Source organism: Pseudomonas sp. Z003-0.4C(8344-21), from assembly GCF_900104975.1.
Classification (GTDB): Bacteria; Pseudomonadota; Gammaproteobacteria; order Pseudomonadales; family Pseudomonadaceae; genus Aquipseudomonas; species Aquipseudomonas granadensis.
Window position 1 is genome coordinate 1,568,289 of sequence record NZ_LT629756.1, and the last position, 24,273, is coordinate 1,592,561.

Below are 24,273 nucleotides of genomic sequence, written 5' to 3' on the forward strand. Positions count from 1 at the left end.
CTGCTCGCGATAGCGGTCTATCAGCCAACGCATTTTTGCTGACATACCGCTATCGCGAGCAGGCTAACTCCTACAGGGAGCGAATCAGATCAGAGGGCTGTGCTATGCCGGCGCACGCCGTTTTCTACTGCCGGAATCTGCGCCGCCGTGCTGCCGGATGCCTGGAACAGCACCAGATGCTCGGCCACTACCCGAATCCCCACATCCGCACCGACCTGATGATCCGCATGGCTGGGGAAAATCGATTCCAGCTGCGCACCGGTCGGTAACTGCAAGCGATACAGCGTCGAAGCACCGAGGAACGTCTTGCCGACAATCCGCGCCTTCAATGCGCTGTCCGGCGCATAGACAATGTCGTCCGGACGCAGCAGCACATCCACCGCTCCGCCAATTGGCCAGGTATAAGCACGGTTGCCGCGCAGTTCACCGAGTTCGGTCTGCACCGACTCCGGGCTGGCGAGCTGCCCGCGAATGAAATAACCCTGACCGATGAAACTGGCCACATAAGGCGTCGCCGGCTCGTGGTAGAGGTTGTACGGCGTGTCCCATTGTTCCAGCCGACCCTCCTTGAACACGCCGACGTGATCGCTGACGGCGAAGGCTTCTTCCTGATCGTGGGTCACCAGAATCGCGCTGGTGCCACGTGCCTTGAGAATATCGCGCACCTCATGGCTGAGCTTGCGCCGCAGTTCGCCATCAAGGTTGGAAAACGGCTCATCGAGCAGCAGCAATTGCGGCTCTGGCGCCAGGGCGCGGGCGAGGGCGACACGCTGTTGCTGACCGCCGGACAATTCGTGCGGGAAACGCTTGCCGAGGTTCTTCAGGTTGACCAGTTCCAGCAGCTCTTCGGTGACGCGCTCCTTGTTCGGGTGCTTGCGAATGCCGAAGGCGATGTTGTCGGCCACGCTCAGGTGCGGAAACAGCGCGTAATCCTGGAACACCATGCCGATCCGGCGCTTCTCCGGTGCCAGGGTGAACCCGGCGCTGGACAGGGTTTCGCCACCGAGGGTGATTTCGCCTTCATGCACCGGCTCGAAACCGGCGATGGCGCGCAGCGTGGTGGTCTTGCCGCAGCCGGACGAGCCGAGCAGGCAACCGATGTCACCGGCGTTGAGGTGCAGATTGAGATTCTGCACCACACGTTGATCTTGATAGCCGCAAGCGAGGTTGCGCAGGTTCAGCAGTAATTCATGACTCATGCGTGGTGATATGCCGGTTCGACGAGGAACTCGAGCAGGGCCTTCTGTGCGTGGAGACGGTTTTCTGCCTGATCCCAGGCGACGGAGCGCGGATCATCAAGCAGGTCGAGACTGATTTCTTCGCCGCGGTGCGCCGGCAGGCAATGCATGAACAGCACGTCCTCGGCGGCGAGGTCGAGCAGGGCACGGTTGACCTGAAACGGCGCGAACAGCTTGAGGCGCTTGGCAGTTTCCTCTTCCTGACCCATCGAAGTCCAGACATCGGTGCTCACCAGATGCGCGCCACGCACGGCATCCTGCGGATCACGGACGATAGTGACACGGTCACCGGCACGGGCGACGAACTCGGGGTTCGGCTCATAGCCTTGCGGGCAGGCAACACGCAACTGGAAGTCGAACTGGATCGCCGCTTCTATATAGCTGTTGCACATGTTGTTGCCATCGCCGATCCACGCCACGGTCTTGCCCTGAATCGAGCCGCGATGTTCGAGGAAGGTTTGCATGTCCGCCAGCAACTGGCACGGGTGCAGATCGTCGGACAGGCCGTTGATCACCGGCACGCGCGAGTTGGCGGCGAATTCGGTCAGGGTGCTGTGGGCGAAGGTGCGGATCATCACCGCATCGAGCATGCTCGACATGACGATGGCACAGTCGCCGATCGGCTCGCCACGGCCCAGTTGGGTGTCACGCGGCGAGAGGAAGATCGCCTGACCACCGAGCTGGATCATCCCGGCCTCGAAAGAGATGCGGGTGCGGGTCGAGGACTTTTCGAAAATCATGCCCAGCACGCGGTTTTTCAGAGGCTCGAACAGTACGCCGCGCTTACGCAGGTCCTTGAGCTCAACGCCTCGACGGATCACGCTGACCAGCTCTTCGGGCGTGCAATCCATCAGGGAGAGAAAGTGCCTTGCGCTCATCATTGACTACCTTTTTGCTACCAACCGCAGATGCTCAAAGCCTTGTTTAACGGAACAACGGGCGAGACCTGCGGCGTAAGCCGCACGGGGCGACGGAATAGGGGAAGGCGCGATATTGACATTAAATGTCGCGTTACGCCAATAGGCTACGGTTTACAAGGGAATCGAAGGGCGCGCCGCCAATTGCAATCGCGCATTTGAAGCCGGCTTCAGGGTGGCAGCGAGCCTCTTTGTACACTGGCCCCGCCGCGCTTGGCAATGCGCCGCGCCGCACACGGCGTGGCTTTGGTCGGTTTGAGGCGGGGTCGCGGCGGATTCTCTTGGTCGGATGTCCGGGCTGAAACATTTGCTAAAGCAAAGTGCTGGGTTATAAATAACATTCGAGCGACGCAGGAAGCCTCCGCATGGAATCGAAAGAACAACTGTTAATGGAACTGCTGGGCCACACGGCTCGCTCCTTGACCCACCTTACCGCGTCGGTCACCTCGATGTCGTTTGAACTGCTGCGCAGTGAAGACGAAGTGGTGAAGACGGCCGGTCGGCATATGATTGACCGCATGGCCACTATCAGCGCCGGGCTCGACGAGCATTGGCGCCTGATTGGCGAACTGACCGGCGTGCACGTCGCTCACGAGCAGATCGAAACCATTCAGGAAATTCAGCTGGCGCCGCCACCCCAGTTGCCGTCGAACTGACGGCTGCAGCGGTATCGGCTCGCCTGATAAGCCCCGATTCACAAGACGAACGTCGCTGGCGCCATGGTGTTGGCGGGGCCATAGTTTTGTTCCCGCGGGCGCAATCGCCCGCCCCGAACAAGACAGAGACTGGCCATGACCAAGACTCTCCATCACCGTGCCTGCCACCTGTGTGAGGCCATCTGTGGCCTGACCATCGAGACCACTGAAACCGATGGCCATGTCGCAATCACTTCGATCAAGGGCGATGCCCTCGATACCTTCAGTCGCGGCCACATCTGTCCTAAAGCGGTGGCGCTGCAAGATATCCAGAACGACCCGGATCGCTTGCGCCAACCGATGCAGCGGGTGGGTAGCGAGTGGCTGCCGATCGGCTGGGATGAAGCGTTTGCGTTGGTGGCATCGAAGCTGGCGGCGATTCAGGAGCGTCATGGGCAAAACGCCGTGGCGGTCTATCAGGGCAACCCGAGCGTACATAATTATGGGCTGATGACCCACAGCAACTACTTTCTCGGCTTGCTGAAAACCCGTAATCGCTACTCGGCGACGTCGGTTGACCAGTTGCCCCATCACCTCAGCAGTTACCTGATGTACGGCCACGGCTTGCTACTGCCGATTCCGGACATCGATCATACCGATTTCATGTTGATCCTCGGCGGTAATCCGCTGGCTTCCAATGGCAGCATCATGACCGTCCCGGATGTCGAGAAGCGTCTCAAAGCGATTCAGGCGCGCGGCGGCAAAGTGGTGGTGGTCGATCCGCGTCGCAGCGAAACGGCGGCGATGGCGGATCAGCATCTGTTCGTGCGTCCGGGCGGCGATGCTGCGCTGTTGTTTGGCGTGCTGAATACCCTGTTCAGCGAGGGTTTGACTCGCGACAGCCATCTGCCGGTCGATGGTCTCGACGAGGTGCGCGCCGCGGTGGCAACGTTCACAGCGCAGGCGATGAGCCCGTTGTGTGCCGTTCCGGCCGAGCAGATCCGCCAACTGGCGCGCGATTTCGCCGCTGCGCCAAGTGCGGTGTGCTACGGACGCATGGGCGTTTCGACCCAGGCGTTCGGCACGCTGTGTCATTGGCTCGTGCAGTTGATCAATCTGGTCACCGGCAACCTTGACCGGGCCGGCGGTGCGTTGTGCACCGAACCTGCTGTTGACCTGGTGGCCTCGACCTCGGGCGGGCATTTCAACAAATGGCAGAGTCGCGTTTCGGGCCGTCCCGAGTACGGTGGCGAGTTGCCGGTTTCAGCGCTGGCCGAAGAAATGCTCACCGAAGGCGAAGGACAGATCCGCGCATTGATCACCGTGGCCGGCAATCCGGTGCTGTCGACACCGAACGGGCGGCAACTGGAGCAGGCGCTGGACGGGCTGGAGTTCATGCTCAGCATCGACCTGTACATCAACGAAACCACGCGCTACGCCGACCTGATCCTGCCATCGACCTCGGCACTGGAAAACGATCACTACGACACCACGTTCAATCTGTTTGCGGTGCGCAATGTCAGTCGCTTCAATCGCGCAATCCTCGCCAAACCTGAAGGTGCGCTGCATGACTGGGAAATCTTCGTCGGCCTCGCCAAGGCGTTTGCGGCGCAGACCGGCAAAGAACTGAAACCGACCATGCCGCCGTCGAAGATGATCGACATGGGCCTGCGCATGGGCCTTTATGGCGACGCGTCCGAACACAAACTGTCGTTGGCAACACTGTTCGATCATCCGCACGGGATTGACCTGGGCGCGCTGAAGCCGAATCTGGCTGCACGCCTGAAAACCCCTGATCAGCGCATACAGGCCGCACCGGCGGAAATACTCGCCGATCTTCAACGCTTCGCCGCATTGCAGGCGCCCGCCATCGATCAACTGCTGATGATCGGCCGCCGCCATGTGCGCAGTAACAATTCGTGGATGCACAACTACCATCGTCTGGTGAAAGGCAAGCCGCGTCATCAGTTGTTGATGCATCCGGCCGATCTCGCCAGTCGAGGCCTCAGTGACGGCCAGCGAGTACGCGTCAGTTCGCGGGTCGGGCAGATCGAAGTGGAGGTGCTCGGCAGCGACGACATGATGCAAGGGGTGGTCAGCCTGCCGCACGGTTGGGGCCATGCGCGACCGGGCGTGCAAATGGCAATTGCCAGCGGTCAGCCGGGCTCGAGTGCCAACGACCTGACCGATGAATGCCAGCTCGACGAGTTGTCGGGGAACGCCGCGCTCAATGGTGTGCCGGTGACGGTGGTGGCGGCTTGAGCATGTGTCTGTCGGGGAGACCGAGCAGCGCGCTCGGGATTCCGTTACAATGCGCCACCGTGCCGACCCATGAGTCGGAAAGTTCAGCCGAGGTGCTCCATGGATATCATCGAAACGATTAAAGAGCAGATTGCCAACAACACCATTCTGCTTTACATGAAAGGCTCGCCGAATGCCCCGCAGTGCGGCTTCTCCGCAAAAGCTGCGCAGGCTGTCATGGCCTGTGGCGAAAAGTTTGCGTACGTGGACATCCTGCAGAACCCGGAAATCCGCGCCAACCTGCCGAAGTACGCCAACTGGCCGACTTTCCCGCAACTGTGGGTCGGCGGTGAGCTGATCGGCGGCAGCGACATCATGACCGAGATGGCCGCTGACGGTTCGCTGCAGACCACCATCAAGTCGGCTGTCGAAGCCGCTGCGGCGAACAAGTCCGAAGCCTAAGCGCTTTTCTGCAGGAGTGAGCCTGCTCGCGATAGCGTTCTGTCAGTTGATTAAAATATTGACTGATCCAGCGCCATCGCGAGCAGGCTCACTCCTCCAACGCGACAGGCAATAAAAAGCCCCGCACCTCAACAGAGGGCGGGGCTTTTTCGTGTCTGGCGTTCAGCGGGCGCTGACTTACTCTTCGCCCATCTGCGACTGCAGATAGTTTTCCAGACCGATCTTGTCGATCAGGCCCAGCTGGGTTTCCAGCCAGTCGATGTGTTCTTCTTCGGACTCGAGAATGTCTTCGAGCAGTTCACGGCTGCCAAAGTCGGCAACGGTTTCGCAATGGGCGATGGCAGCCTTCAGGTCGGCGTGGCCGGTCTTCTCGATACGCAGATCGCACTCGAGCATTTCGCGGGTGTGCTCGCCGATGTGCAGCTTGCCCAGGTCCTGTACGTTCGGCAGGCCTTCGAGGAACAGGATGCGCTTGATCAGCTTGTCCGCGTGTTTCATCTCATCGATGGATTCTTTGTATTCGTGCTTGCCGAGCTTGTTCAGACCCCAATCTTCGTACATGCGCGCATGCAGAAAGTACTGATTGATCGCGACCAGCTCATTGGCGAGGATCTTGTTGAGATGCTGGATGACGGTAATGTCGCCTTTCATGATCGGAGTCCTGCCCTGTAATCGCGGTATATAAGGCGGAGTTTGAGCTTCACACTTATAAGTGTCAAACCTAAGTTATTGAATAATATATGAAAATTAATCGGAATAAGAATGTTTGTGTTCCGCGTCTTGACGCTAAGCGATTGATTTTCAGGCATAAAAAAACCGGACATAAGTCCGGTTCCTTGAAATTGGGCTGATCAGGCGGCAGTAAATTCTGCAGGATAAGGAATCGAGGCCTGAGCGGTTTGCAGCTTGGTCAGGGTTTCGCGAACCACTTCCTTGGCCAGGCACGCACATTTGCCGCACTGGCTGGCGACGCCGGTCGCCTGGCGAACTTCCTTGTAGCTGCAGCAACCTTCATAGATCGCTTCGCGGATCTGTCCGTCGGTGACGCCAGTGCAGAGGCAAACATACATAAGTAAGAACCGTCGCTGGTTGTGACTCAATTGCGATGGATCTTAATGTTAACGAGAATGATTGTCAAAGTGCTTTGCGGCAGCTTTTGGCGTTATTTGGCTCATGACTGACGAACGGTGTTTGAGCGTTGCTTGCCTGTCCTTATAAATGCTCAACGGACAGCCGACGTGGAAAATCCGTTGAGGACAGGCCAAAAACGCAGTGTATGATGGTCGTCCCTTGCGAAGAGGGTTCGTGTCACAGGGCTGTCGCCTGAGGGTGGCAGGCTGGCCCGGACCCTGAACTTCAAGTCTTTACACCAGGAGATATCAATGAGCGTACTCGTAGGCAAACAAGCCCCTGACTTCACCGTCCCGGCCGTACTCGGCAATGGCGAGATCGTTGACAGCTTCACCCTGTCCTCGGCCATCAAAGGCAAATACGGCCTGGTGTTCTTCTACCCACTGGACTTCACCTTCGTCTGCCCGTCCGAGCTGATCGCTCTGGACAATCGCATGGCCGATTTCAAGGCACGTAACGTGGAAGTGATCGCTGTGTCGATCGACTCGCACTTCACCCACAACGCCTGGCGCAACACCCCGGTCAACAATGGCGGCATCGGCCAGGTGAAATACACCATGGCAGCCGACATGAAGCACGACATCGCCAAGGCCTACGACGTTGAGTCCGAAGGCGGCGTGGCGTTCCGAGGCGCGTTCCTGATCGACGACAAGGGCGTTGTCCGCTCGCAGATCATCAACGACCTGCCGCTGGGCCGTAACATGGAAGAGCTGATCCGTCTGGTCGACGCACTGCAATTCCACGAAGAGCACGGCGAAGTCTGCCCTGCCAACTGGAAGAAAGGCGACAAAGGCATGAACGCTTCGCCAGAAGGCGTTGCGGCTTACCTGACCGAGAACGCTGCTGCCCTGTAAGGCGCAACGTCGAGGTATAAAAAAACCGGCCCAAGTGGCCGGTTTTTTTGTGCTCGGGTTTTATTCGATGAGGATCAATCGTCGAAATCTTCCCAGCCGCCCATCTGCTTCCAGCGGTTGACGATGCCGCAGAACAGCTCAGCGGTTTTCTCGGTGTCGTAACGTGCCGAGTGCGCCTCGCGGCCATCAAAATCGATGCCGGCGGCCTGACAGGCTTTGGCCAGCACGGTTTGACCGTAGGCAAGACCGGCCAGCGTCGCGGTGTCGAAGCTGGAGAACGGGTGAAACGGGTTGCGCTTCATGTCCAGGCGCGCAACCGCGGCGTTGAGGAAGCCCAGATCGAAGCTGCTGTTATGCCCGACCAGAATTGCCCGCTTGCAGCCGTTGGCCTTCAGCGCCTTGCGGATGCCGCGGAAGATGTCGGTCAGCGCGGTTTCTTCGCTGACGGCCATGCGCAGCGGGTGATCGAGTTTGATCCCGGTGAACTCCAGCGCCGCTGCTTCGACGTTCGCGCCTTCGAACGGCTCGACGCGGAAGAAGTAGGTGTGATCCGGGTACACAAACCCCTTTTCATCCATGGCGATGGTGGTCGCGGCAATCTCCAGCAAGGCATCGGTGGCCGCGTTGAAGCCACCGGTTTCTACGTCGACGACTACCGGCAGGTAGCCGCGAAATCGTGCTGCCATCGGATGACGGGAACCGCCGCCGCCATTTTGACCGTCCAGTTCGTCGTCGAAATGCTCTTCACTCACGCGTGTTCCTCCAGCAGGCGCCAGCGCAGTTTTTCACCGGCGCGCAGCGGGATAACGGTCAGCTCGCCGAAAGGCAGGCTGGTCGGGGCGGTCCATTCTTGACGAACCAGGGTGATGCGATCGGTGTTCGTCGGCAGGCCATAGAAGCGCGGGCCGTTGAGGCTGGCGAAGGCTTCAAGCTTGTCCAGCGCGTTACGTTGTTCGAACGCTTCGGCGTACATCTCGATGGCGGCGTACGCGGTGTAGCAGCCGGCGCAGCCGCAGGCGGCTTCCTTGGCGTGCTGGGCGTGCGGTGCCGAGTCGGTGCCGAGGAAAAACTTCGCGCTGCCGCTGGTGGCGGCATCGAGCAAGGCTTCCTGATGCGTATTGCGCTTGAGGATCGGCAGGCAATAAAAGTGGGGGCGAATCCCGCCCACCAGCATGTGGTTGCGGTTGTACAGCAGGTGATGCGCAGTGATGGTCGCGCCGACGTTGGCCGAGGCCTCGTTGACGAACTGCACGGCGTCGCCGGTGGTGATGTGTTCGAACACCACTTTCAGCGTCGGGAACCGCTCAACGACCCGGCGCATGTGCTCATCGATGAAAATCTTCTCGCGGTCGAACACATCGACGTCGCCACGGGTGACTTCACCGTGGATCAGCAGCGGCATGCCGAAGTCGGCCATGGCTTCCAGCGCCGGGAAAATCTTGTCGATGCTGGTCACGCCGGAATCGGAGTTGGTGGTCGCACCGGCCGGGTACAGCTTGGCGGCGTACACAAAACCGCTGGCCTTGGCCTGACGAATTTCTTCCGGTTGGGTGCGGTCGGTGAGGTACAGCACCATCAGCGGCTCAAAGCGACTGCCGGCCGGGCGGGCAGCGAGGATCCGCTGGCGATAGCCGTCGGCTTCAGCGGCGTTGCGCACCGGTGGCACCAGGTTCGGCATGATGATCGCGCGCCCGAAGGTGCGAGCCACATCGGCAACGGTATTGGTCAACACGGCACCATCGCGAAGATGAATATGCCAGTCGTCGGGACGCAGCAGGGTCAGGCGGTCGGACATGGGGGGCTTCCAGGCGGGTCAAACTGAGGCGAATGCTACCGGAAAAGACTCTTGCAGGCACTCGCTATCAAGTTTTGCAGCAAGCGTCCGATATCCCGAAGGTATGCCGTAAACATTGTGTGAATCGGTGTTTGTGTTTCACAAGCCAATGGAGCCTCCCGTGCGCCAGCGTTATCTAGCCTTGCTCAGTGTGTTTGCCAGCCTCCCTGCGATGGCGCTCACCTACCAGACCCGTCTGGAGAACATTGAGTGGACGGTCGCCGGCGACAAGTTCGAGTGCCGTCTGACCCAACCGATCACCGATTTCGGTTCGGGCGAGTTTGTGCGCAAGGCCGGCGAGCAGGCGATCTTCCGCCTCAACGCCTACAACGCCATGCTCGGCGGCGGTTCGGCGACCTTGCTGGCGGCCGCTGCACCCTGGCAGCCGGGGCGTGGCGACATCAATCTGGGCAGCGTTCGGCTGGGCAGCGGCAATGTCCTGTTCAACAGTTCGCAGTCGCAGGCTGGCGGGCTGATCAGCGGGCTGCTGGATGGTCGCAGCCCGGTCGTGCGCCGCGCATCGGGTGATGGTCGGGTGTCGGAAGTGCGCCTGCTGCCGGTCAAGTTCAGCAAGGCATTCAACGATTATCAGACCTGTGTGGCGAAGCTGCTGCCGCAGAATTTCGACCAGATCAAGCAATCACAGATCGGCTTTCCCGGCGAGGGTGTTGATCTCGACCCGGCTGCCAAAGCCAAACTGCAAGTGATGCTCGAATACATGAAGGCTGATCCGACGGTGAACCACATCGAACTCGACGGCCACTCGGACAACAGCGGCAATCGCCTGACCAATCGTGAGCTGTCGCGCCGCCGAGCGCTGGCGGTGGTCGACTTCTTCAAGGCCAATGGCATTCAGGAGTCGCAGATCACTGTGCGTTTTCACGGCGAGCAGTATCCGATCGTGCCGAACACCAACAAAGCCAACCGTGCGAAGAACCGTCGCGTCAACGTGAAACTGGCGCGCGTCGCACCGACGACAGCCCCGGCGCCGGCGCCGCAAGCGAGTACGCCAGCCACGGCTGCAACGACTTCCTGACTCGCCGGTCATCGTCGCGCTCTCGACAGATTCTGTCGCTTTGTCGTCTTAAGCTGTCGCGCCTCTGTAAATTATCGCGTTGGAGCGGTAGACTCCCCGGCTTTCCGTAGAACCCCGTGGAGTGATGGCATGGCGGACGTAAACAAGGTCGTTCTGGCGTATTCCGGCGGCCTGGACACTTCGGTGATCCTCAAGTGGCTGCAGGATACTTACAACTGTGAAGTGGTGACCTTCACCGCCGATCTCGGTCAAGGCGAAGAGGTCGAGCCGGCCCGCGCCAAGGCCCAGGCCATGGGCGTCAAAGAAATCTACATCGACGACCTGCGCGAAGAGTTCGTGCGCGATTTCGTCTTCCCGATGTTCCGCGCCAACACCGTTTACGAAGGCGAGTACCTGCTGGGTACTTCCATCGCACGTCCGCTGATCGCCAAGCGTCTGATTGAAATTGCCAACGAAACCGGTGCCGACGCCATTTCCCACGGCGCGACCGGCAAGGGCAACGACCAGGTACGTTTCGAACTGGGTGCCTACGCGCTCAAGCCAGGCGTAAAAGTGATCGCCCCTTGGCGCGAGTGGGACTTGCTGTCGCGCGAGAAGCTGATGGACTACGCCGAGAAGCACGCGATCCCGATCGAGCGTCACGGCAAGAAAAAATCCCCGTACTCGATGGACGCCAACCTGCTGCACATTTCCTACGAAGGCGGTGTGCTGGAAGATACCTGGACCGAGCACGAAGAAGACATGTGGAAATGGACGGTCTCCCCGGAGAACGCTCCTGACAAAGCGCAATACCTGGAACTGACCTACCGTAACGGCGACATCGTTGCGCTGGACGGCGTTGAAATGACTCCGGCCACCGTGCTGGCGACGCTGAACAAGATCGGTGGTGCTCACGGTATCGGCCGTCTCGACATCGTCGAAAACCGCTATGTCGGCATGAAGTCCCGTGGCTGCTACGAAACCCCGGGCGGCACCATCATGCTGCGCGCGCACCGCGCCATCGAATCGATCACGCTGGACCGCGAAGTTGCTCACTTGAAAGACGAGCTGATGCCGAAATACGCCAGCCTGATCTACACCGGCTACTGGTGGAGCCCTGAGCGTCTGATGCTGCAACAGATGATCGACGCTTCGCAGGTCAACGTGAACGGCGTTGTGCGCCTGAAGTTGTACAAAGGCAACGTGATCGTCACTGGCCGCAAGTCCGACGATTCGCTGTTCGATTCCAACATCGCGACCTTTGAAGAAGACGGTGGCGCTTACAACCAGGCCGACGCGGCGGGCTTCATCAAGCTCAACGCACTGCGCATGCGCATTGCTGCCAACAAGGGCCGCAAGCTGTTCTAGGCATCACAGGCGGACGCACAACAAAAAGGGCGGCCTTGTCTTCGAGACAGGGTCGCCCTTTTTGCATCAATGGGTGATGGCTCCGACTGAGCATTTTTCCAGGCACCGGTGCGTGGCAGTGGTTCGTTTTCAAACTCTTCCCAGACGCGTCACCGCGTGTGAGCAGAGGTTGTAGACGATACAGAGCGTTTTGCCGGAGCCTTTCTTGATCTGCCTGGCTTGCAGCAGCGCATGTTGGGTAAGCAAGACATCCGATACGTGACTGGAAAGAAATACGATCACTCGTGATGTCTTGCGATCGAGGTTGCGGATGTTATTCAGAATCGTCGCCAGTTCCTTCGCTGCATCGACATTCCGTGCATCGATCAGATGCAAATGACTGACAAACGCCGGCAGTTGTATGTTGTGCTGAACGATCTGACTGGATTTTGCATTGCTGTCCGTCGGCGGGTCGGCCGCATTGTGGACTTTGCACGAATCTTTGCGCTCTACACTGCCAGACTCGCTTGAGACGATACAACTGGATAGCCCGAATGTACCTTGAACGCAGGGCTCCGTGGATGATGCGCTGCGCTTGTTGTCGCGTTCATTGTTATCTATCACTTTAAGAAAACTCTTGTCTTTATCAAAGTCTGAAGGTGAATAGAGGGAGCGGTAATTGAAGTTCAAAGTGATAAAGAAAAGAAACAGTAAATAAAAAGGAAAGCTTATCAGGAACCACACGTATATCTCCCTGTCTTCGTTGTCCAGAAATGGCAGGGAAACCGCCGCGGATGTTTCCGAGATGGCTGCAAATATGGCGATTACCGTCATTGGGTTTGCGATCTTGTTTTTGAGTTTTATCATGTGTGTACTCTTTATGTGTTGGTTGAATTTTTAGTTGGGTTCCAAGAGCTCATGTTTATAGAAAAAATATTGTGTTGGGTACAAATATCTTGTTTCAAGTGTTTATATTCTTGAGGGTTTTGTATGCCGGAGAAACACTGGGTTCTGCATATGTCCAATCGTTAAAGCATATGTTTCAGGGGGCGGATTCTGCGGCTTGAATCGTCGTTTGAGCGCAGAAACAGATCGCGATGAGTCCTGCTGTCAGTTCTGTACGACGTACCCTGAAACAAAATTAAAGGTGAAACTTCTTCGTAGGCCAAACAGTAAAAGTGATGGGTGATTAGGAAGTTATCGTTTTTTTGTAGGAATAATCCGCGATCGCTGTAGGGCATGTCTCTCGATGCAAGTGCATGTCAACCCTGGCATGCCATGGAGCAAGTGAGTGGGATATTGTGCGTGCTCTAAAAATTCGAACAGCGAAACTGGACTTGCCCATGAATAAAGTGCTGATCGTGGATGATCATCCTGTCATTCGTCTTGCGGTGCGTATGCTGATGGAGCGTCATGGCTACGAAGTCATCGCAGAGACGGACAACGGTGTGGATGCGTTACAACTTGCTCGAGAACAAATGCCGGATATTGTCATTCTGGATATTGGTATTCCGAAACTTGACGGTCTGGAAGTTATCGCGCGCCTGAGCTCGACCGCTATGCCCATAAAAGTATTGGTGTTGACTTCGCAGGCGCCCGGGCACTTTTCAATGCGTTGCATGCAATCGGGGGCCGCTGGCTATGTGTGCAAACAGCAGGACCTCACCGAATTGCTCAGTGCAATCAAGGCCGTGTTGTCTGGCTACAGCTATTTTCCCAATCAGGCCTTGCATACCGTGCGCACCAGTCTGGGCAATGCCAGCGAAGCGGACATGGTAGATCGTCTGTCCGGTCGGGAAATGATGGTGTTGCAGCAGTTGGCGCGAGGCAAGACCAACAAGGAAATTGCCGACGGCATGTTCTTGAGCAACAAGACCGTAAGTACCTACAAAACGCGCTTGTTATTGAAACTCAATGCGCGTTCGCTGGTAGACCTGATCGAGCTGGCGCAGCGAAACGGCCTGGTCTGAATATCCCGAAAGCTGACGGGTCATGGGCAGGGGCGGATTTCAGCGAGTTGCAGAAAGTGAAAAGCCTCCGGTTCGGGAGGCTTTCAGGTATCAAAGATCAAAATCGTAATCAGCCAATTGCCTTTGCAGTCGGCGCTCCTCAAGCAGGTTATCGATGGTGCGGCGCTTGCTCAGGTTGGTCTTTGCAACTTCGACGACGGGCTCTACCTCGTCGGGCTCAACGGCGACAAAATCGTCTTCTACGTCCAATTGCTCTTTGTCGGTACTCATAAGGTTAACTCCCGGCCAAGATTGCCTTTGGCGCTCCTTATATCGACATTCGGATGGCGGGTAAAAAAGATTTTTTCAATCGACGTATCAATAATGGCAATAAGCGCTCAATCGTCCGAAGTTTTCGCTTTGTACTCGCACAGGTCTTCTATCCGACAACTGCCGCAGCGTGGCTTGCGCGCCAGACACACATAACGCCCGTGCAGAATCAGCCAGTGGTGGGAATCGAGCAGGAATTCCTTTGGTACAAATTTCATCAGTTTCTTTTCCACTTCAACCACGTTTTTGCCCGGTGCGATGCCGGTGCGGTTGCTGACCCGAAAGATATGCGTGTCGACGGCCATGGTCAGTTGCCGAAAAGCGGTATTGAGCACCACGTTGGCGGTTTTGCGGCCCACGCCGGGCAGGGCTTCGAGTTCTTCACGGGTTTGCGGCACTTCGCCGCCGTGGCGTTCGACCAGCAGACGACAGGTTTCGATGACGTTTTTCGCCTTGCTGTTGTAGAGGCCGATGGTCTTGATGTATCCGGACAACCCTTCAACGCCCAAGGCATGGATCGCGGCCGGTGTATTCGCTACGGGAAACAGCTTGGCCGTGGCCTTGTTGACGCCCACATCCGTCGACTGCGCCGATAGAATTACCGCGATCAACAGCTCGAATGGCGATGAATACGCCAGTTCGGTTTTCGGCTCCGGATTGTCTTCGTGCAGACGGCGGAAAATCTCCAGACGTTTTGCGGCATTCATGGGCGATGCATTTCCTTTGAATTCAATTTCGGGCGAACCAGCGCCTGACGCGCAGCCAGCAGCAGCGCCAACACAATAAAAGCGCCGGGGATCAGACTGATCAGTGGCAGTGCGTCGCTGAACAGGACGATGCCTTGCCAGCTGTCGAAAGGGCCACGGCCAAGGCTGCCGCTCCCTGCGACCTCGCGCAACGTCCCCAGCAGCAACAGCAATGCGCCGAACAGAGCGCAGAGTTTGCCGCGCTCAGTCAGTGTCTGGCGCCAGAAGCCATTGTATTCCAGCACCACGCATTGCAAGGCGATCAAGCTGGCATACAAGCCGAAGGCTTGCTGCCAGGGCAGAAACCAGCGTTGCGCCAACACATCAGTGCAACTGCTGAGCGTGGCGGCGAGCAAGACGCTGACCAGTAATCGGCCTGTTTCCGTCAATCGCGGGCGTAACGCGGGCATGAACAGACCGTACAGGCCCACGACAACGCTGAATATCAATAACGTGCCGATTGCGCTGACCAGTGAACCACTGCTGCCCAGCAGCAACGGCAGCATCATGCAATGGGCCAGACCCGGCGACGGCTTCATGTTCCGCTCCCCAGCAGTGCGGCGCGATGGTCATCAAAATAACGCAGGGCGTCATGCACCGCATTGATGACTGCGCGAGAAGTGATGGTGGCTCCGGCGATCTGATCGAATTGTCCGTCATCCTTCTTCAGTGCCCAACCTGCTGCCGTCGGCGCATCGCTCGACTTTCCGGTAAACGCCTGCAGCCAGGCATTCGGTCGGTTCGCCAGGTGCCCGCCAAGCGCTGGTGTTTCGTGCTGTTCTAACGTTTTCACCGCGAGCAACCTGCCATTCGGTTCGATGGCGATCAACAATTCGATGGCGCCCACATAGCCCTGAGTCTGACTGCGCAACAGTATTGCGACGGGCTTGCCGTTCAGGGTCGCGCGATAGCCTGCGCTCAATTGGCTGTGGTCCAGTCGAGTGTCGGTCAAGCTCAGTGGTTGTTGCAGCGGCTGGTTGTCGTAGCTCTCCGGCGCCAGCATGTCGAGCCATTTACGGCTGTCGAGCAAGTGCTGCGCGGCGGCGATTTGTGGCGCGCTCCCACGCTGTACAAGGTAAGTCGCGGTGATCCCGCTGATGGCCACCAGCAGCACCATCACGGTGCTGGCCCGGCGCTTCATGGGTTCACCTTGATCTGGCGATTCGCGGCGAATCGCTCCAGTGCCGGCACGCAGAGATTCATCAGCAACACCGCAAACGTCAGCCCGTCCGGGTAGCCGCCCCACGTGCGAATCACGTATGTCAGCAACCCGACCCCAACGCCAAAAAGCAGGCGTGTCCGTGCGGTTTTCGCGCCGGATACAGGTTCAGTGACAATGAAGAACGCGCCGAGCATGGTCGCGCCGCTGAGTAGATGAAACAGCGGCGAGCCATGCGAATCCGACCCCGAGCCGTTCCAGCACAGCAGGCTGATCACCAACAGACTGGCGAGCATGCCCAGCGGAGCGTGCCAGCTGAACACTCGACGTTGCAGCAAAAACACGCCACCGGCCAAAAAGGCCAGATTCACCCACTCGGCAGCGCGTCCACCAAAATGCCCGAATGCCGGATGGCTGACGAACAGTTCGTCGATGGTCAGGCTGGCGTTGACGCGCAGAGTGTCCAGCGCGGTCGCCTGTGCCCAAGCGTCTGGCGCCTGACCTGAGCCGAATATCTGCTGCAGGGCTGCTGCAATATCCAGAGCGTGCGCCGGCCACTGCGTCATCGCGCGCGGGAACATGATCATCACCAACGCAAAACCGAGCATCGCCGGATTGAACGGATTTTCCCCCGTGCCGCCGTACACGTGCTTGCCAAACAGCAGGCCCCCGGCGGTTGCCGTCACCGTCAGCCACCAGGGGCAATAGGCGGGCAGCGCCACCGCCAGCAAGGTCGCACTGACCAGCGCGCTGCCGTCGCGCAGCGCTGGCTGCAGAGGCCGCCGACGCAGTTGCGCAACGCCCGCTTCGACAATCAGCGCAGTGACGACCGCCAGCATCAGGTTGATCAACACGCCCCAACCGTAAAACCACAACAGCGTCAGCAATCCTGGCATCGCGGCCAGCAGCAAGGTTTTCATCGCCTGTTGCAGGCGATCGTCCGCTGCCTCAAAGGGCGGCATGTTCGCTTACCTGACGCTCGGCGGCTTGCAGTCGCGCGCGGGCCTCTTCAAGAATCTCGGAGGGAGTATCGGCGTTACGTTCGAGCTTGCCGTATTCTGCGCGACACATCGCCAGCTGGATCTTGGCGCGCTTCAAGTCGGCGTCTTCGGCGGGCGGCGGTGCTGGAGCTGTGGGTGCGGCGGTTTTTTCCAGTTGCGCCAGCGCCGCTTCGGCCGCTTCGAACTGGCGTTGCAGGACGATCAGTTGCGCCTGCTGCTCGAAAGTCGGTGGATGGCCGAAGGCTTTCAGCGATTTGTGCAGTTGCGCGCGGCTCATCGCGACATCGACTTTGGCTTTCTTCACGGCCGCGTCCGCGTTCGCCGCTTTTTGCGTGCGCACCCGTTCGAGTGCCGCCTGCACCGGGTCGGTGGTGCTCACTTGCGCTTGCGCCGGCCTTTTCGCCCGCGCTTCACGCTCAGCCTGTTTCTCCTGCTCTTCGCGGTGCAGGCGCTCTTTGCGCCGCTCGAAACGTTGCCGTGCGTGATCACGTTTGGCCGCGCGTGCGCGTTGCTCGTCGAGGCTCAGCGCCAGTCCGCCCACCACCGGTAAGGTCTCGGGTGGCAGCGGGTGCATTTCAATGCAGTCCACCGGGCATGGCGCCACGCAGAGGTCGCAACCGGTGCATTCGTCGATCAGGACGGTGTGCATCAGTTTCGCCGCGCCGACAATCGCGTCGACCGGGCAAGCTTGAATGCATTTGGTGCAGCCGATGCACTCGGCCTCGCGAATGAACGCCACCTGGGCCGGTGCCGAACCGCGGCTGATGTCCAGTTCCAGCACCGGTAGTTTCAACAGTTCAGCCAGCGCGGCGATGGTTTCCTCGCCACCGGGCGGACACTTGTTTATCGGCTCGCCGGCGGCGATGCCTTGCGCATAGGGCTTGCATCCGGGATGGCCGCACTTGCCGCACTGGGTCTGCGGCAGGAGGGCATCGATGCGTTGGATCAGACTCATGTTTTGATCAGTCCAGTGAATCCGAGAAAAATCACTGCTATCAATCCGGCGCCGAGCAGATCAATCGGCAAGCCGCGAAAGGGCAGAGGGATATCGTTACCCGCCGTGCGTTCACGCAAGTCGCTGAACAGGCTCAGTACCAACCAGAACCCCAACCCGGCACCCAGGCTCAGCGCCATTGTGTAAAGCAGACCTTGGTCGTTTAGCGCATTGATCAATGTCAGGCCAAGTACGCCCGCATTGCACAGCAACAGCGGCCACAACCCGTCGAAGGGCAGGTTCGGCAACCCGCGCGCCAGGCATTTCAACAACGGCGCGATCAGCAAAACGCTCAACGGCAGAAACACGAACAGGCGCAGGGCTTGCAGTTGCAGCGGCGCCAGCAGCCAGTGCCAGATCGCGTAGCCGAGCACGCCGACGACAACCATCAGACACAAGGTCGCCAGTCCCAACGCATGCACCTGGCGCCGGCTGCCCGCCAACAGCGGATCGACGCCCAGCGGCCAATGCAACACGAAGTTGTTGAGCAGCGCGGCACTGATCAGCGTTAGGACGAATTCGGTCATGGTTCTGCCAGCGAAACGGGCGGGTGTCTCTCAAGGTTAGGCCTTATCCAGCCGCCTATGAAAAATCCCACCGGCATGCGGGGCACGCCGGTGGGATCGATTTACCGCAGCTTCTTACTTGATACGTTGCCCTGGCTTGGCACCGCTGTCCGGGCTCAGCAGGTAGATCTCTTCACCGCCAGGCCCGGCCGCCATCACCATGCCTTCGGAGATGCCGAACTTCATTTTCCGGGGCTTGAGGTTGGCAATCATCATCGTCAGGCGACCGTCGAGTTTCGACGGATCCGGGTAAGCGCTCTTGATGCCGGAGAACACGTTGCGTTGCTCGTCACCGATATCGAGGGTCAGGCGCAGCAGCTTGTCGGCGCCTTCAACGTGCTCAGCCTTGACGATCAGCGCCACGCGCAGGTCGATGGCGGCGAACGCATCGAAATCGATTTCCGGCGACAGCGGGTCCTTGGCCAGTTCGCCATTGCCGGCCGGTGCGGCTGCGCCGGTGTCGGTCTGGCTGGCGCTGAGGTCTTCTTTCGAGGCGTCGGTCATGGCTTGCACCTTTACCGGGTCGATGCGGGTCATCAACGGCTTGAATTCGTTGAGCTGATGGTTGGCCAGTAGCGTGGTGTGGTCGTTCCAGGTCAGCGGCGCAACATTGAGGAACGCCTCGGCATCGGCGGCCAGCAGTGGCAGCACCGGTTTGAGGAAGATCACCAGTTGGCGGAACAGGTTGATGCCGGTGGCGCAGATCGCCTGGACTTCATCCTGCTTGCCTTCCTGCTTGTTCAGCGACCACGGTGCCTTGTCGGCGATCCACGCGTTGGCGCGGTCGGCCAGGGCCATGGTTTCGCGCATGGCGCGGGCAAAGTCGCGTGCTTCATAGGCGTCGGCAATGCTCGGCGCGGCGGCGAGGAAGGCCTCGGTCAGCTCCGGTGCGGCGTTGTTGTCGACCAGCAGACCGGCGTTGCCCTTGTGGATGAACCCGGCGCAACGGCTGGCGATGTTGACCACTTTGCCGACCAGATCGGAATTGACCTTCTGCACGAAGTCTTCGAGGTTCAGGTCGAGGTCATCGACGCCACGGCCCAGTTTCGCCGCGTAGTAGTAACGCAGGTATTCCGGCGACAAGTGGTCCAGATACGTACGGGCCTTGATGAAAGTGCCGCGTGACTTGGACATCTTCTGGCCGTTGACAGTCAGGTAGCCGTGCACGTTGATCGCGGTCGGCTTGCGGAAACCCGCACCTTCGAGCATCGCTGGCCAGAACAGCGCGTGGAAGTTGACGATGTCCTTGCCGATGAAGTGGTACAGCTCGGCGGTGGAATCCTTGCCCCAGAACGCGTCGAAGTCCAGCTCCGGCGTGCGGTTGCAGAGGTTCTTGAAGCTGGCCATGTAGCCGATCGGCGCATCCAGCCACACGTAGAAATACTTGCCCGGCTCGCCCGGAATCTCGAAGCCGAAGTACGGCGCATCGCGGGAGATGTCCCACTGTTGCAGGCCGGCGTCGAGCCATTCGGAAAGCTTGTTGGCGACGGCGTCCTGCAGGGTGCCGCTGCGGGTCCAGGCCTGCAGCATGTCCTGGAAGTCCGGCAGCTTGAAGAAGAAGTGCTGGGAATCCTTGAGCACCGGGGTAGCACCGGAGATCGCCGACTTCGGATCCTTCAGGTCGGTCGGGGCGTAGGTCGCGCCGCATTTTTCGCAGTTGTCGCCGTACTGGTCTTCGGTGCCGCATTTCGGGCAGGTGCCCTTGATGAAGCGATCGGCCAGGAACATTTTCTTTTCCGGGTCGAAATACTGGGTGATCGAGCGTTGGGCGATATGCCCGGCGTCACGCAGCTTGAGGTAGATCTGGCTCGACAGCTCACGGTTTTCTTCGGCGTGAGTGGAGTGGAAATTGTCGAAATCAACGAGGAAGTCGGCAAAGTCGGCGCTGTGTTCAGCCTGCACGTTGGCGATCAGTTGTTCCGGAGTGATGCCTTCCTTTTCTGCGCGCAGCATGATCGCCGAACCGTGGGCGTCGTCGGCGCAGACATAGATGCATTGGTTGCCGCGATGCTTCTGGAAGCGCACCCACATATCGGTCTGGATGTATTCCAGCATGTGGCCAAGGTGGATCGAACCATTGGCGTAGGGCAGGGCGCTGGTGACGAGGATCTTGCGTGGCTCGGACATGTAGGGCTTCGCTACTTGATGAAACGGAGGTCGGCCACTATAAAGCGCCGGACAAGATATTTCACCCCTGCAAATCGTTGCCGGGCATGCCGTCCGGAGGATAGAAGGGGTAGGATAGCCGCCATCTTTTCCAGTCTTGTTATCGGAGTTGCCCATGAGCGCCGTCACTCGCGCAGCGGTGGAAGCCGTCCTCAGCCAATACACCGACCCTTACCTGAACCAGGACCCGGTCAGCGCCGGTTGCGTGAAAAACATCGAGATCATCGGTGACCGCGTCAATGTGCAGCTGGAAATCGGCTACGCCGCCGGTCTGTTCAAGAGTGGTTGGGCGCAATTGCTGCAACTGGCCATCGAAAACATCGAGGGCGTGGTCATCGCCCGCGTCGAGGTCAACAGCGTGATCGCCGCGCACAAGGCCCAGGCGCAGATTCCGGGGCTGGCCAACGTCAAGAACGTGGTTGCCGTGGCCTCGGGCAAGGGCGGCGTGGGCAAGTCGACCACGGCCGCCAACCTCGCTCTCGCGCTGGCTCGCGAAGGCGCCAAAGTGGGAATTCTCGACGCCGATATCTACGGCCCGAGCCAAGGCATCATGTTCGGCATTCCCGAGCGCACCCGCCCGGAGGTCAAGGATCAGAAGTGGTTCGTGCCGCTCAAGGCCCACGGTGTCGAAGTCATGTCGATGGCATTTCTCACCGACGACAACACACCGATGGTCTGGCGCGGGCCGATGGTCTCCGGCGCGCTGCTGCAACTGGTCACGCAAACCGCGTGGGGCGATCTGGATTATCTGGTCATCGACATGCCGCCAGGCACCGGCGACATTCAACTGACCCTGGCGCAGAAAGTCCCGGTGGCGGGCGCAGTGATCGTCACCACGCCACAGGATCTGGCCCTGCTCGATGCGCGCAAAGGCGTGGAAATGTTCCGCAAGGTCAACATTCCGGTGTTGGGCGTGGTGGAAAACATGGCCGTGCACATCTGCTCGAACTGCGGGCATGCCGAGCATCTGTTCGGTGAGGGCGGTGGCGAGAAGCTTGCCACCCAGTACGGGGTGGAATTGCTGGCCTCGCTGCCGCTGTCGATGCTGATTCGTGAACAGGCCGATGGCGGCAAGCCCACTGTGAGCGCCGAGCCGGACAGCCAGATCGCCATGGTCTACCAGGAACTGGCCCGCCACGTCGGCGCGCGGATCGTGTTGCAGGAAGCGGCGACGCCGGCGATGCCGAATATCACCATCAGCGACGATTGATCTATCAGCAACGCTGAGATCCCTTGTAGGAGTGAGCCTGCTCGCGATCGCGGTTTAACATTCACCAGCGGTGGTGAATTGATTACCGCTATCGCGAGCAGGCTCACTCCTACATCTGGTTTTGGGTGTGCAATCAGATACGCAAGCCGCCATCCATCTCCAGAATCCGCCCGGTGTAGTAGTCGTTTTCGAAGATATACGCTGCCGAATGGGCGATCTCTTCTGGTTTGCCCATGCGCTTGAGCGGGATGCCCGAGGTCATTTTCTCCAGCGCTTCGGGTTTCATGCCCAAGGTCATTTCGGTTTCGATGAAGCCCGGTGCAATGCCGGCCACGCGAATGCCGTAGCGCGCCAGTTCCCTGGCCCAGGTCACCGTCGCTGCCGCAACACCGGCCTTGGCCGCGGAATAGTTGGTCTGGCCGACATTGCCGGCGCGGGAGATCGACGAGATGTTGATGATCGCGCCGCTGTTCTTCAGCTCGACCATTTTCGCCGCCACCTCACGGGTGCAGAGGAACACGCCGGTCAGGTTGACATCGATCACTGCCTGCCACTGCGCCAGGCTCATTTTGCTCATTTCGCCGTCCTTGACCTTCAGCAGCAGGCCGTCACGCAGGATCCCGGCATTGTTGATCAGCCCGTGAATTGCGCCGAAATCAGCGGCAACCTGGGCGACCATGTGCTCGACCTGTTCTTCATTGGCGACGTTGCACAGATAGCTGCGCGCCTCGACGCCCCTGGCTTTGCACGCCGCGACGGCGTCGTCGAGCTTTTCCTGATTGAGATCGACCAGCGCGAGCTTCGCGCCTTTGCCGGCGAGATACTCGGCCATGGAGCGGCCCAAACCCTGGCAACCGCCAGTGATAATGATTACTTTGTCGTTGAGTTGCATGCGCATGCCCCGATTGCTGGTCTGATGGTTTTTATTCTTGGCGGCTCCCGTTCCGCCCCGGCCGTGGCCGGGTTGCAATGGAGAATTGCCCGATGGCGTAGCCGAAACCTGTTTTCGCGCGCCCGTCCGTTTTTTCGACGGAATCTATTCAAGGAGTCATAAATTGAGCGTTGAAGTGGCGAAGAATGCCCGAGAATTGCTTCTCAAGGAATACCGTGGAGTGCTCTCGACCCACTCCAGATCGATGCCCGGTTTTCCGTTCGGCTCCGTGGTCCCGTATTGCCTGGACGAGCAGGGCCGGCCGCTGATCCTGATCAGCCGCATCGCCCAGCACACCCACAATCTGCAAAAAGACCCGAAATGCTCGATGCTGGTGGGCGAGCGCGAGGCCGATGACGTGCAAGCGGTGGGGCGCCTTACTTATCTTGCACAAGCGCAAAAGCTCGAAGACCCTGCCGCCATCGAAGCCGCCGCCGAACGTTACTACCGCTACTTCCCGGATTCGCAGAACTACCACAAGGCTCACGATTTCGACTTCTGGGTACTGGATCCGGTACGCCACCGCTACATCGGCGGTTTCGGTGCGATTCACTGGATCGATCAGTTGACCCTGGCCAACCCGTTCGCCGGCAAGGCCGAGATCAGCATGGTCGAGCACATGAACAGCGACCATGCCAAGGCCGTCGCCCATTACGTCGAGCTCGCCGGTTTGCCGAACAGCGTGCCGGCGCAACTGGCCGGGATCGACAGCGAAGGCATGCACTTGCGCATCGGTCAGGCATTGTACTGGCTAGGCTTCCCAAGCCCTTGCAATACTCCGACACAAGTGCGCGAAGCCCTGGTTTCATTGGCTCACGCTGAGGTCTGGCCAAAAAATACGCCTTCTTAAGGTTGAATTCACGCAAAGGCGACGTCATCTAAGGCTTACTGCAAGGCATTTCTTGCGTTGAGGACAATTTTGATGCGCCCTTTTCTGTTGCTCTTTCTGCTGTTTCCAGTGCTGGAGCTGTTCGTATTCGTCAAAGTGGCAGGGGCAATCGGGTTTTTCCCGGCCCTGCTGCTGATTATCGTCGGCTCGATGTTCGGCGTGTTTGTGCTGCGCATCGCCGGCCTGGCCACGGCGCTGCGTGCCCGTGAAAGCCTGAACCGCGGCGAACTGCCGGCACAAACCATGCTCGAAGGGCTGATGCTGGCCCTGGCCGGCGGTTTGCTGATCATTCCAGGCTTTATCAGCGACGTGGTCGGTCTGGTCATGCTGCTGCCGTTCACCCGGCGTCTGCTGGCGAACAAAATGCGCCAGCGTGCCGAAGACCAGGCCATGCGCCAGCGCGCCTTCGCCGATGACCTGCAACCCCGTGGCGGTCCGGCACCACGCGAGCCGTTGGGCCGTGAGCCGAATGTGATCGAAGGCGAGTTCGAACATCGCGACCACAAGTAACGTCAACATCGACACGGCACCTTCGGGTGCCGTGCTCGTTTATGGGGCCAAATCGCCGGACGGCGTCAAAATTTTTTTTGCCCCAGCCCTTGTAATCAGCTTGTACGCCCCTATGTATCGGTCACCGAAAGGTTTCCGGTGATTACAC

At 59.1% G+C, this 24,273-nt stretch carries 26 protein-coding genes; 10 read left to right on the forward strand and 16 right to left on the reverse strand.

What is annotated here, in order from left to right; genetic code table 11:
- Window positions 1-89: 89 nt before the first annotated feature.
- Both BLU24_RS07310 and argF read right to left on the reverse strand, forming a co-directional pair.
- Window positions 90-1,199, reverse strand: coding sequence for an ABC transporter ATP-binding protein (locus tag BLU24_RS07310; RefSeq protein ID WP_093098766.1), 1,110 nt, complete (start codon window positions 1,197-1,199; stop codon window positions 90-92).
- Window positions 1,196-2,116: an ornithine carbamoyltransferase gene (gene argF, locus BLU24_RS07315; protein WP_093098769.1), complete on the reverse strand. Its 921-nt coding sequence runs from the start codon at window positions 2,114-2,116 to the stop codon at window positions 1,196-1,198. The genes BLU24_RS07310 and argF overlap by 4 nt, the downstream gene beginning before the upstream one ends.
- Before the next feature lie 404 nt (window positions 2,117-2,520).
- Here argF and BLU24_RS07320 point away from each other — a divergent pair, with 404 nt between their 5' ends.
- The 3 genes from BLU24_RS07320 (at window position 2,521) to grxD (ending at window position 5,493) form a co-directional block, all read left to right on the forward strand.
- A complete protein-coding gene (locus tag BLU24_RS07320) occupies window positions 2,521-2,811 on the forward strand; it encodes a hypothetical protein (RefSeq protein ID WP_090285872.1) in 291 nt (96 codons plus the stop codon).
- 135 nt (window positions 2,812-2,946) lie between these two features.
- Window positions 2,947-5,052, forward strand: coding sequence for a molybdopterin oxidoreductase family protein (locus BLU24_RS07325; RefSeq protein ID WP_093098772.1), 2,106 nt, complete (start codon window positions 2,947-2,949; stop codon window positions 5,050-5,052).
- 99 nt (window positions 5,053-5,151) lie between these two features.
- Window positions 5,152-5,493 (forward strand): Grx4 family monothiol glutaredoxin, encoded by a 342-nt coding sequence (gene grxD / locus BLU24_RS07330; RefSeq protein WP_093098775.1) that lies wholly within the window; start codon window positions 5,152-5,154, stop codon window positions 5,491-5,493.
- Between the two features lie 177 nt (window positions 5,494-5,670).
- On the opposite strand, the gene bfr is transcribed toward grxD, so the two are convergent.
- On the reverse strand, window positions 5,671-6,144 hold the full coding sequence (gene bfr, locus BLU24_RS07335) for a bacterioferritin (protein WP_039758367.1): 474 nt from the start codon (window positions 6,142-6,144) through the stop codon (window positions 5,671-5,673).
- A gap of 200 nt (window positions 6,145-6,344) precedes the next feature.
- Window positions 6,345-6,563, reverse strand: a complete 219-nt coding sequence (locus BLU24_RS07340; RefSeq protein ID WP_090285863.1) for a bacterioferritin-associated ferredoxin — start codon at window positions 6,561-6,563, stop codon at window positions 6,345-6,347.
- A 312-nt stretch (window positions 6,564-6,875) separates the two neighbouring features.
- Here BLU24_RS07340 and BLU24_RS07345 point away from each other — a divergent pair, with 312 nt between their 5' ends.
- The gene (locus BLU24_RS07345) at window positions 6,876-7,478 is read left to right on the forward strand and encodes a peroxiredoxin (RefSeq protein WP_003227723.1); all 603 of its coding nucleotides are present in this window, start codon (window positions 6,876-6,878) and stop codon (window positions 7,476-7,478) included.
- Window positions 7,479-7,552: 74 nt separating this feature from the next.
- On the opposite strand, the gene rnt is transcribed toward BLU24_RS07345, so the two are convergent.
- Entirely contained in the window at window positions 7,553-8,230 is a 678-nt protein-coding gene (gene rnt, locus BLU24_RS07350; protein ID WP_090285860.1) for a ribonuclease T, read from the reverse strand.
- On the reverse strand, window positions 8,227-9,273 hold the full coding sequence (gene pyrC, locus BLU24_RS07355; RefSeq protein WP_093098778.1) for a dihydroorotase: 1,047 nt from the start codon (window positions 9,271-9,273) through the stop codon (window positions 8,227-8,229). The genes rnt and pyrC overlap by 4 nt, the downstream gene beginning before the upstream one ends.
- 160 nt (window positions 9,274-9,433) lie before the next feature.
- On the opposite strand from pyrC, the gene BLU24_RS07360 reads away from it, so the two are divergent.
- Together BLU24_RS07360 and BLU24_RS07365 are read left to right on the forward strand one after the other, a co-directional pair.
- Window positions 9,434-10,348, forward strand: coding sequence for a flagellar protein MotY (locus BLU24_RS07360; RefSeq protein WP_090285856.1), 915 nt, complete (start codon window positions 9,434-9,436; stop codon window positions 10,346-10,348).
- 129 nt (window positions 10,349-10,477) lie between these two features.
- Entirely contained in the window at window positions 10,478-11,695 is a 1,218-nt protein-coding gene (locus BLU24_RS07365; protein ID WP_007916658.1) for an argininosuccinate synthase, read from the forward strand.
- Between the two features lie 129 nt (window positions 11,696-11,824).
- On the opposite strand, the gene BLU24_RS07370 is transcribed toward BLU24_RS07365, so the two are convergent.
- The gene (locus tag BLU24_RS07370; RefSeq protein WP_090285854.1) at window positions 11,825-12,541 is read right to left on the reverse strand and encodes a hypothetical protein; all 717 of its coding nucleotides are present in this window, start codon (window positions 12,539-12,541) and stop codon (window positions 11,825-11,827) included.
- Between the two features lie 476 nt (window positions 12,542-13,017).
- Here BLU24_RS07370 and BLU24_RS07375 point away from each other — a divergent pair, with 476 nt between their 5' ends.
- Window positions 13,018-13,644: a response regulator transcription factor gene (locus tag BLU24_RS07375; protein WP_090285851.1), complete on the forward strand. Its 627-nt coding sequence runs from the start codon at window positions 13,018-13,020 to the stop codon at window positions 13,642-13,644.
- 90 nt (window positions 13,645-13,734) lie between these two features.
- On the opposite strand, the gene BLU24_RS07380 is transcribed toward BLU24_RS07375, so the two are convergent.
- The 8 genes from BLU24_RS07380 to metG form a co-directional block, all read right to left on the reverse strand.
- Window positions 13,735-13,914, reverse strand: a complete 180-nt coding sequence (locus BLU24_RS07380) for a PA3496 family putative envelope integrity protein (protein WP_090285849.1) — start codon at window positions 13,912-13,914, stop codon at window positions 13,735-13,737.
- 107 nt (window positions 13,915-14,021) lie between these two features.
- Window positions 14,022-14,660, reverse strand: a complete 639-nt coding sequence (gene nth, locus BLU24_RS07385; protein WP_093098781.1) for an endonuclease III — start codon at window positions 14,658-14,660, stop codon at window positions 14,022-14,024.
- Entirely contained in the window at window positions 14,657-15,238 is a 582-nt protein-coding gene (locus tag BLU24_RS07390) for an Rnf-Nqr domain containing protein (protein WP_093098784.1), read from the reverse strand. The genes nth and BLU24_RS07390 overlap by 4 nt, the downstream gene beginning before the upstream one ends.
- Window positions 15,235-15,840, reverse strand: a complete 606-nt coding sequence (locus tag BLU24_RS07395) for an RnfABCDGE type electron transport complex subunit G (RefSeq protein WP_093098787.1) — start codon at window positions 15,838-15,840, stop codon at window positions 15,235-15,237. Before BLU24_RS07395 ends, BLU24_RS07390 begins: the two co-directional genes overlap by 4 nt.
- On the reverse strand, window positions 15,837-16,820 hold the full coding sequence (locus BLU24_RS07400; protein ID WP_093098790.1) for an RnfABCDGE type electron transport complex subunit D: 984 nt from the start codon (window positions 16,818-16,820) through the stop codon (window positions 15,837-15,839). The genes BLU24_RS07395 and BLU24_RS07400 overlap by 4 nt, the downstream gene beginning before the upstream one ends.
- On the reverse strand, window positions 16,807-17,814 hold the full coding sequence (gene rsxB, locus BLU24_RS07405) for an electron transport complex subunit RsxB (RefSeq protein ID WP_093098793.1): 1,008 nt from the start codon (window positions 17,812-17,814) through the stop codon (window positions 16,807-16,809). The genes BLU24_RS07400 and rsxB overlap by 14 nt, the downstream gene beginning before the upstream one ends.
- On the reverse strand, window positions 17,811-18,380 hold the full coding sequence (locus tag BLU24_RS07410) for an Rnf-Nqr domain containing protein (RefSeq protein ID WP_093098796.1): 570 nt from the start codon (window positions 18,378-18,380) through the stop codon (window positions 17,811-17,813). The genes rsxB and BLU24_RS07410 overlap by 4 nt, the downstream gene beginning before the upstream one ends.
- A 114-nt stretch (window positions 18,381-18,494) precedes the next feature.
- On the reverse strand, window positions 18,495-20,546 hold the full coding sequence (gene metG, locus BLU24_RS07415; RefSeq protein WP_090285834.1) for a methionine--tRNA ligase: 2,052 nt from the start codon (window positions 20,544-20,546) through the stop codon (window positions 18,495-18,497).
- Window positions 20,547-20,700: 154 nt separating this feature from the next.
- On the opposite strand from metG, the gene apbC reads away from it, so the two are divergent.
- Window positions 20,701-21,795, forward strand: a complete 1,095-nt coding sequence (gene apbC, locus BLU24_RS07420) for an iron-sulfur cluster carrier protein ApbC (RefSeq protein ID WP_093098799.1) — start codon at window positions 20,701-20,703, stop codon at window positions 21,793-21,795.
- A gap of 133 nt (window positions 21,796-21,928) precedes the next feature.
- On the opposite strand, the gene BLU24_RS07425 is transcribed toward apbC, so the two are convergent.
- Window positions 21,929-22,687 (reverse strand): SDR family oxidoreductase, encoded by a 759-nt coding sequence (locus tag BLU24_RS07425; RefSeq protein ID WP_093106508.1) that lies wholly within the window; start codon window positions 22,685-22,687, stop codon window positions 21,929-21,931.
- A gap of 163 nt (window positions 22,688-22,850) precedes the next feature.
- Between BLU24_RS07425 and BLU24_RS07430 the strand changes: the two genes are divergently transcribed.
- Window positions 22,851-23,576: a HugZ family pyridoxamine 5'-phosphate oxidase gene (locus BLU24_RS07430; protein WP_093098802.1), complete on the forward strand. Its 726-nt coding sequence runs from the start codon at window positions 22,851-22,853 to the stop codon at window positions 23,574-23,576.
- Between the two features lie 72 nt (window positions 23,577-23,648).
- Complete coding sequence (locus tag BLU24_RS07435) at window positions 23,649-24,125, forward strand: FxsA family protein (RefSeq protein WP_090285827.1); 477 nt, start codon at window positions 23,649-23,651, stop codon at window positions 24,123-24,125.
- Window positions 24,126-24,273: the final 148 nt, after the last annotated feature.

Coding starts and splice junctions, on each gene's coding strand:
- BLU24_RS07395 (WP_093098787.1), bottom strand. CDS start 15,840: ATGAAGCGCCGGGCCAGCACCGTGATGGTGCTGCTGGTGGCCATCAGC.
- BLU24_RS07320 (WP_090285872.1), top strand. CDS start 2,521: ATGGAATCGAAAGAACAACTGTTAATGGAACTGCTGGGCCACACGGCT.
- bfr (WP_039758367.1), bottom strand. CDS start 6,144: ATGAAAGGCGACATTACCGTCATCCAGCATCTCAACAAGATCCTCGCC.
- BLU24_RS07340 (WP_090285863.1), bottom strand. CDS start 6,563: ATGTATGTTTGCCTCTGCACTGGCGTCACCGACGGACAGATCCGCGAA.
- BLU24_RS07310 (WP_093098766.1), bottom strand. CDS start 1,199: ATGAGTCATGAATTACTGCTGAACCTGCGCAACCTCGCTTGCGGCTAT.
- pyrC (WP_093098778.1), bottom strand. CDS start 9,273: ATGTCCGACCGCCTGACCCTGCTGCGTCCCGACGACTGGCATATTCAT.
- rsxB (WP_093098793.1), bottom strand. CDS start 17,814: ATGAGTCTGATCCAACGCATCGATGCCCTCCTGCCGCAGACCCAGTGC.
- BLU24_RS07345 (WP_003227723.1), top strand. CDS start 6,876: ATGAGCGTACTCGTAGGCAAACAAGCCCCTGACTTCACCGTCCCGGCC.
- BLU24_RS07425 (WP_093106508.1), bottom strand. CDS start 22,687: ATGCAACTCAACGACAAAGTAATCATTATCACTGGCGGTTGCCAGGGT.
- BLU24_RS07325 (WP_093098772.1), top strand. CDS start 2,947: ATGACCAAGACTCTCCATCACCGTGCCTGCCACCTGTGTGAGGCCATC.
- grxD (WP_093098775.1), top strand. CDS start 5,152: ATGGATATCATCGAAACGATTAAAGAGCAGATTGCCAACAACACCATT.
- metG (WP_090285834.1), bottom strand. CDS start 20,546: ATGTCCGAGCCACGCAAGATCCTCGTCACCAGCGCCCTGCCCTACGCC.
- argF (WP_093098769.1), bottom strand. CDS start 2,116: ATGAGCGCAAGGCACTTTCTCTCCCTGATGGATTGCACGCCCGAAGAG.
- BLU24_RS07410 (WP_093098796.1), bottom strand. CDS start 18,380: ATGACCGAATTCGTCCTAACGCTGATCAGTGCCGCGCTGCTCAACAAC.
- apbC (WP_093098799.1), top strand. CDS start 20,701: ATGAGCGCCGTCACTCGCGCAGCGGTGGAAGCCGTCCTCAGCCAATAC.
- BLU24_RS07365 (WP_007916658.1), top strand. CDS start 10,478: ATGGCGGACGTAAACAAGGTCGTTCTGGCGTATTCCGGCGGCCTGGAC.
- BLU24_RS07375 (WP_090285851.1), top strand. CDS start 13,018: ATGAATAAAGTGCTGATCGTGGATGATCATCCTGTCATTCGTCTTGCG.
- BLU24_RS07400 (WP_093098790.1), bottom strand. CDS start 16,820: ATGCCGCCCTTTGAGGCAGCGGACGATCGCCTGCAACAGGCGATGAAA.
- BLU24_RS07390 (WP_093098784.1), bottom strand. CDS start 15,238: ATGAAGCCGTCGCCGGGTCTGGCCCATTGCATGATGCTGCCGTTGCTG.
- nth (WP_093098781.1), bottom strand. CDS start 14,660: ATGAATGCCGCAAAACGTCTGGAGATTTTCCGCCGTCTGCACGAAGAC.
- BLU24_RS07435 (WP_090285827.1), top strand. CDS start 23,649: ATGCGCCCTTTTCTGTTGCTCTTTCTGCTGTTTCCAGTGCTGGAGCTG.
- BLU24_RS07380 (WP_090285849.1), bottom strand. CDS start 13,914: ATGAGTACCGACAAAGAGCAATTGGACGTAGAAGACGATTTTGTCGCC.
- BLU24_RS07370 (WP_090285854.1), bottom strand. CDS start 12,541: ATGATAAAACTCAAAAACAAGATCGCAAACCCAATGACGGTAATCGCC.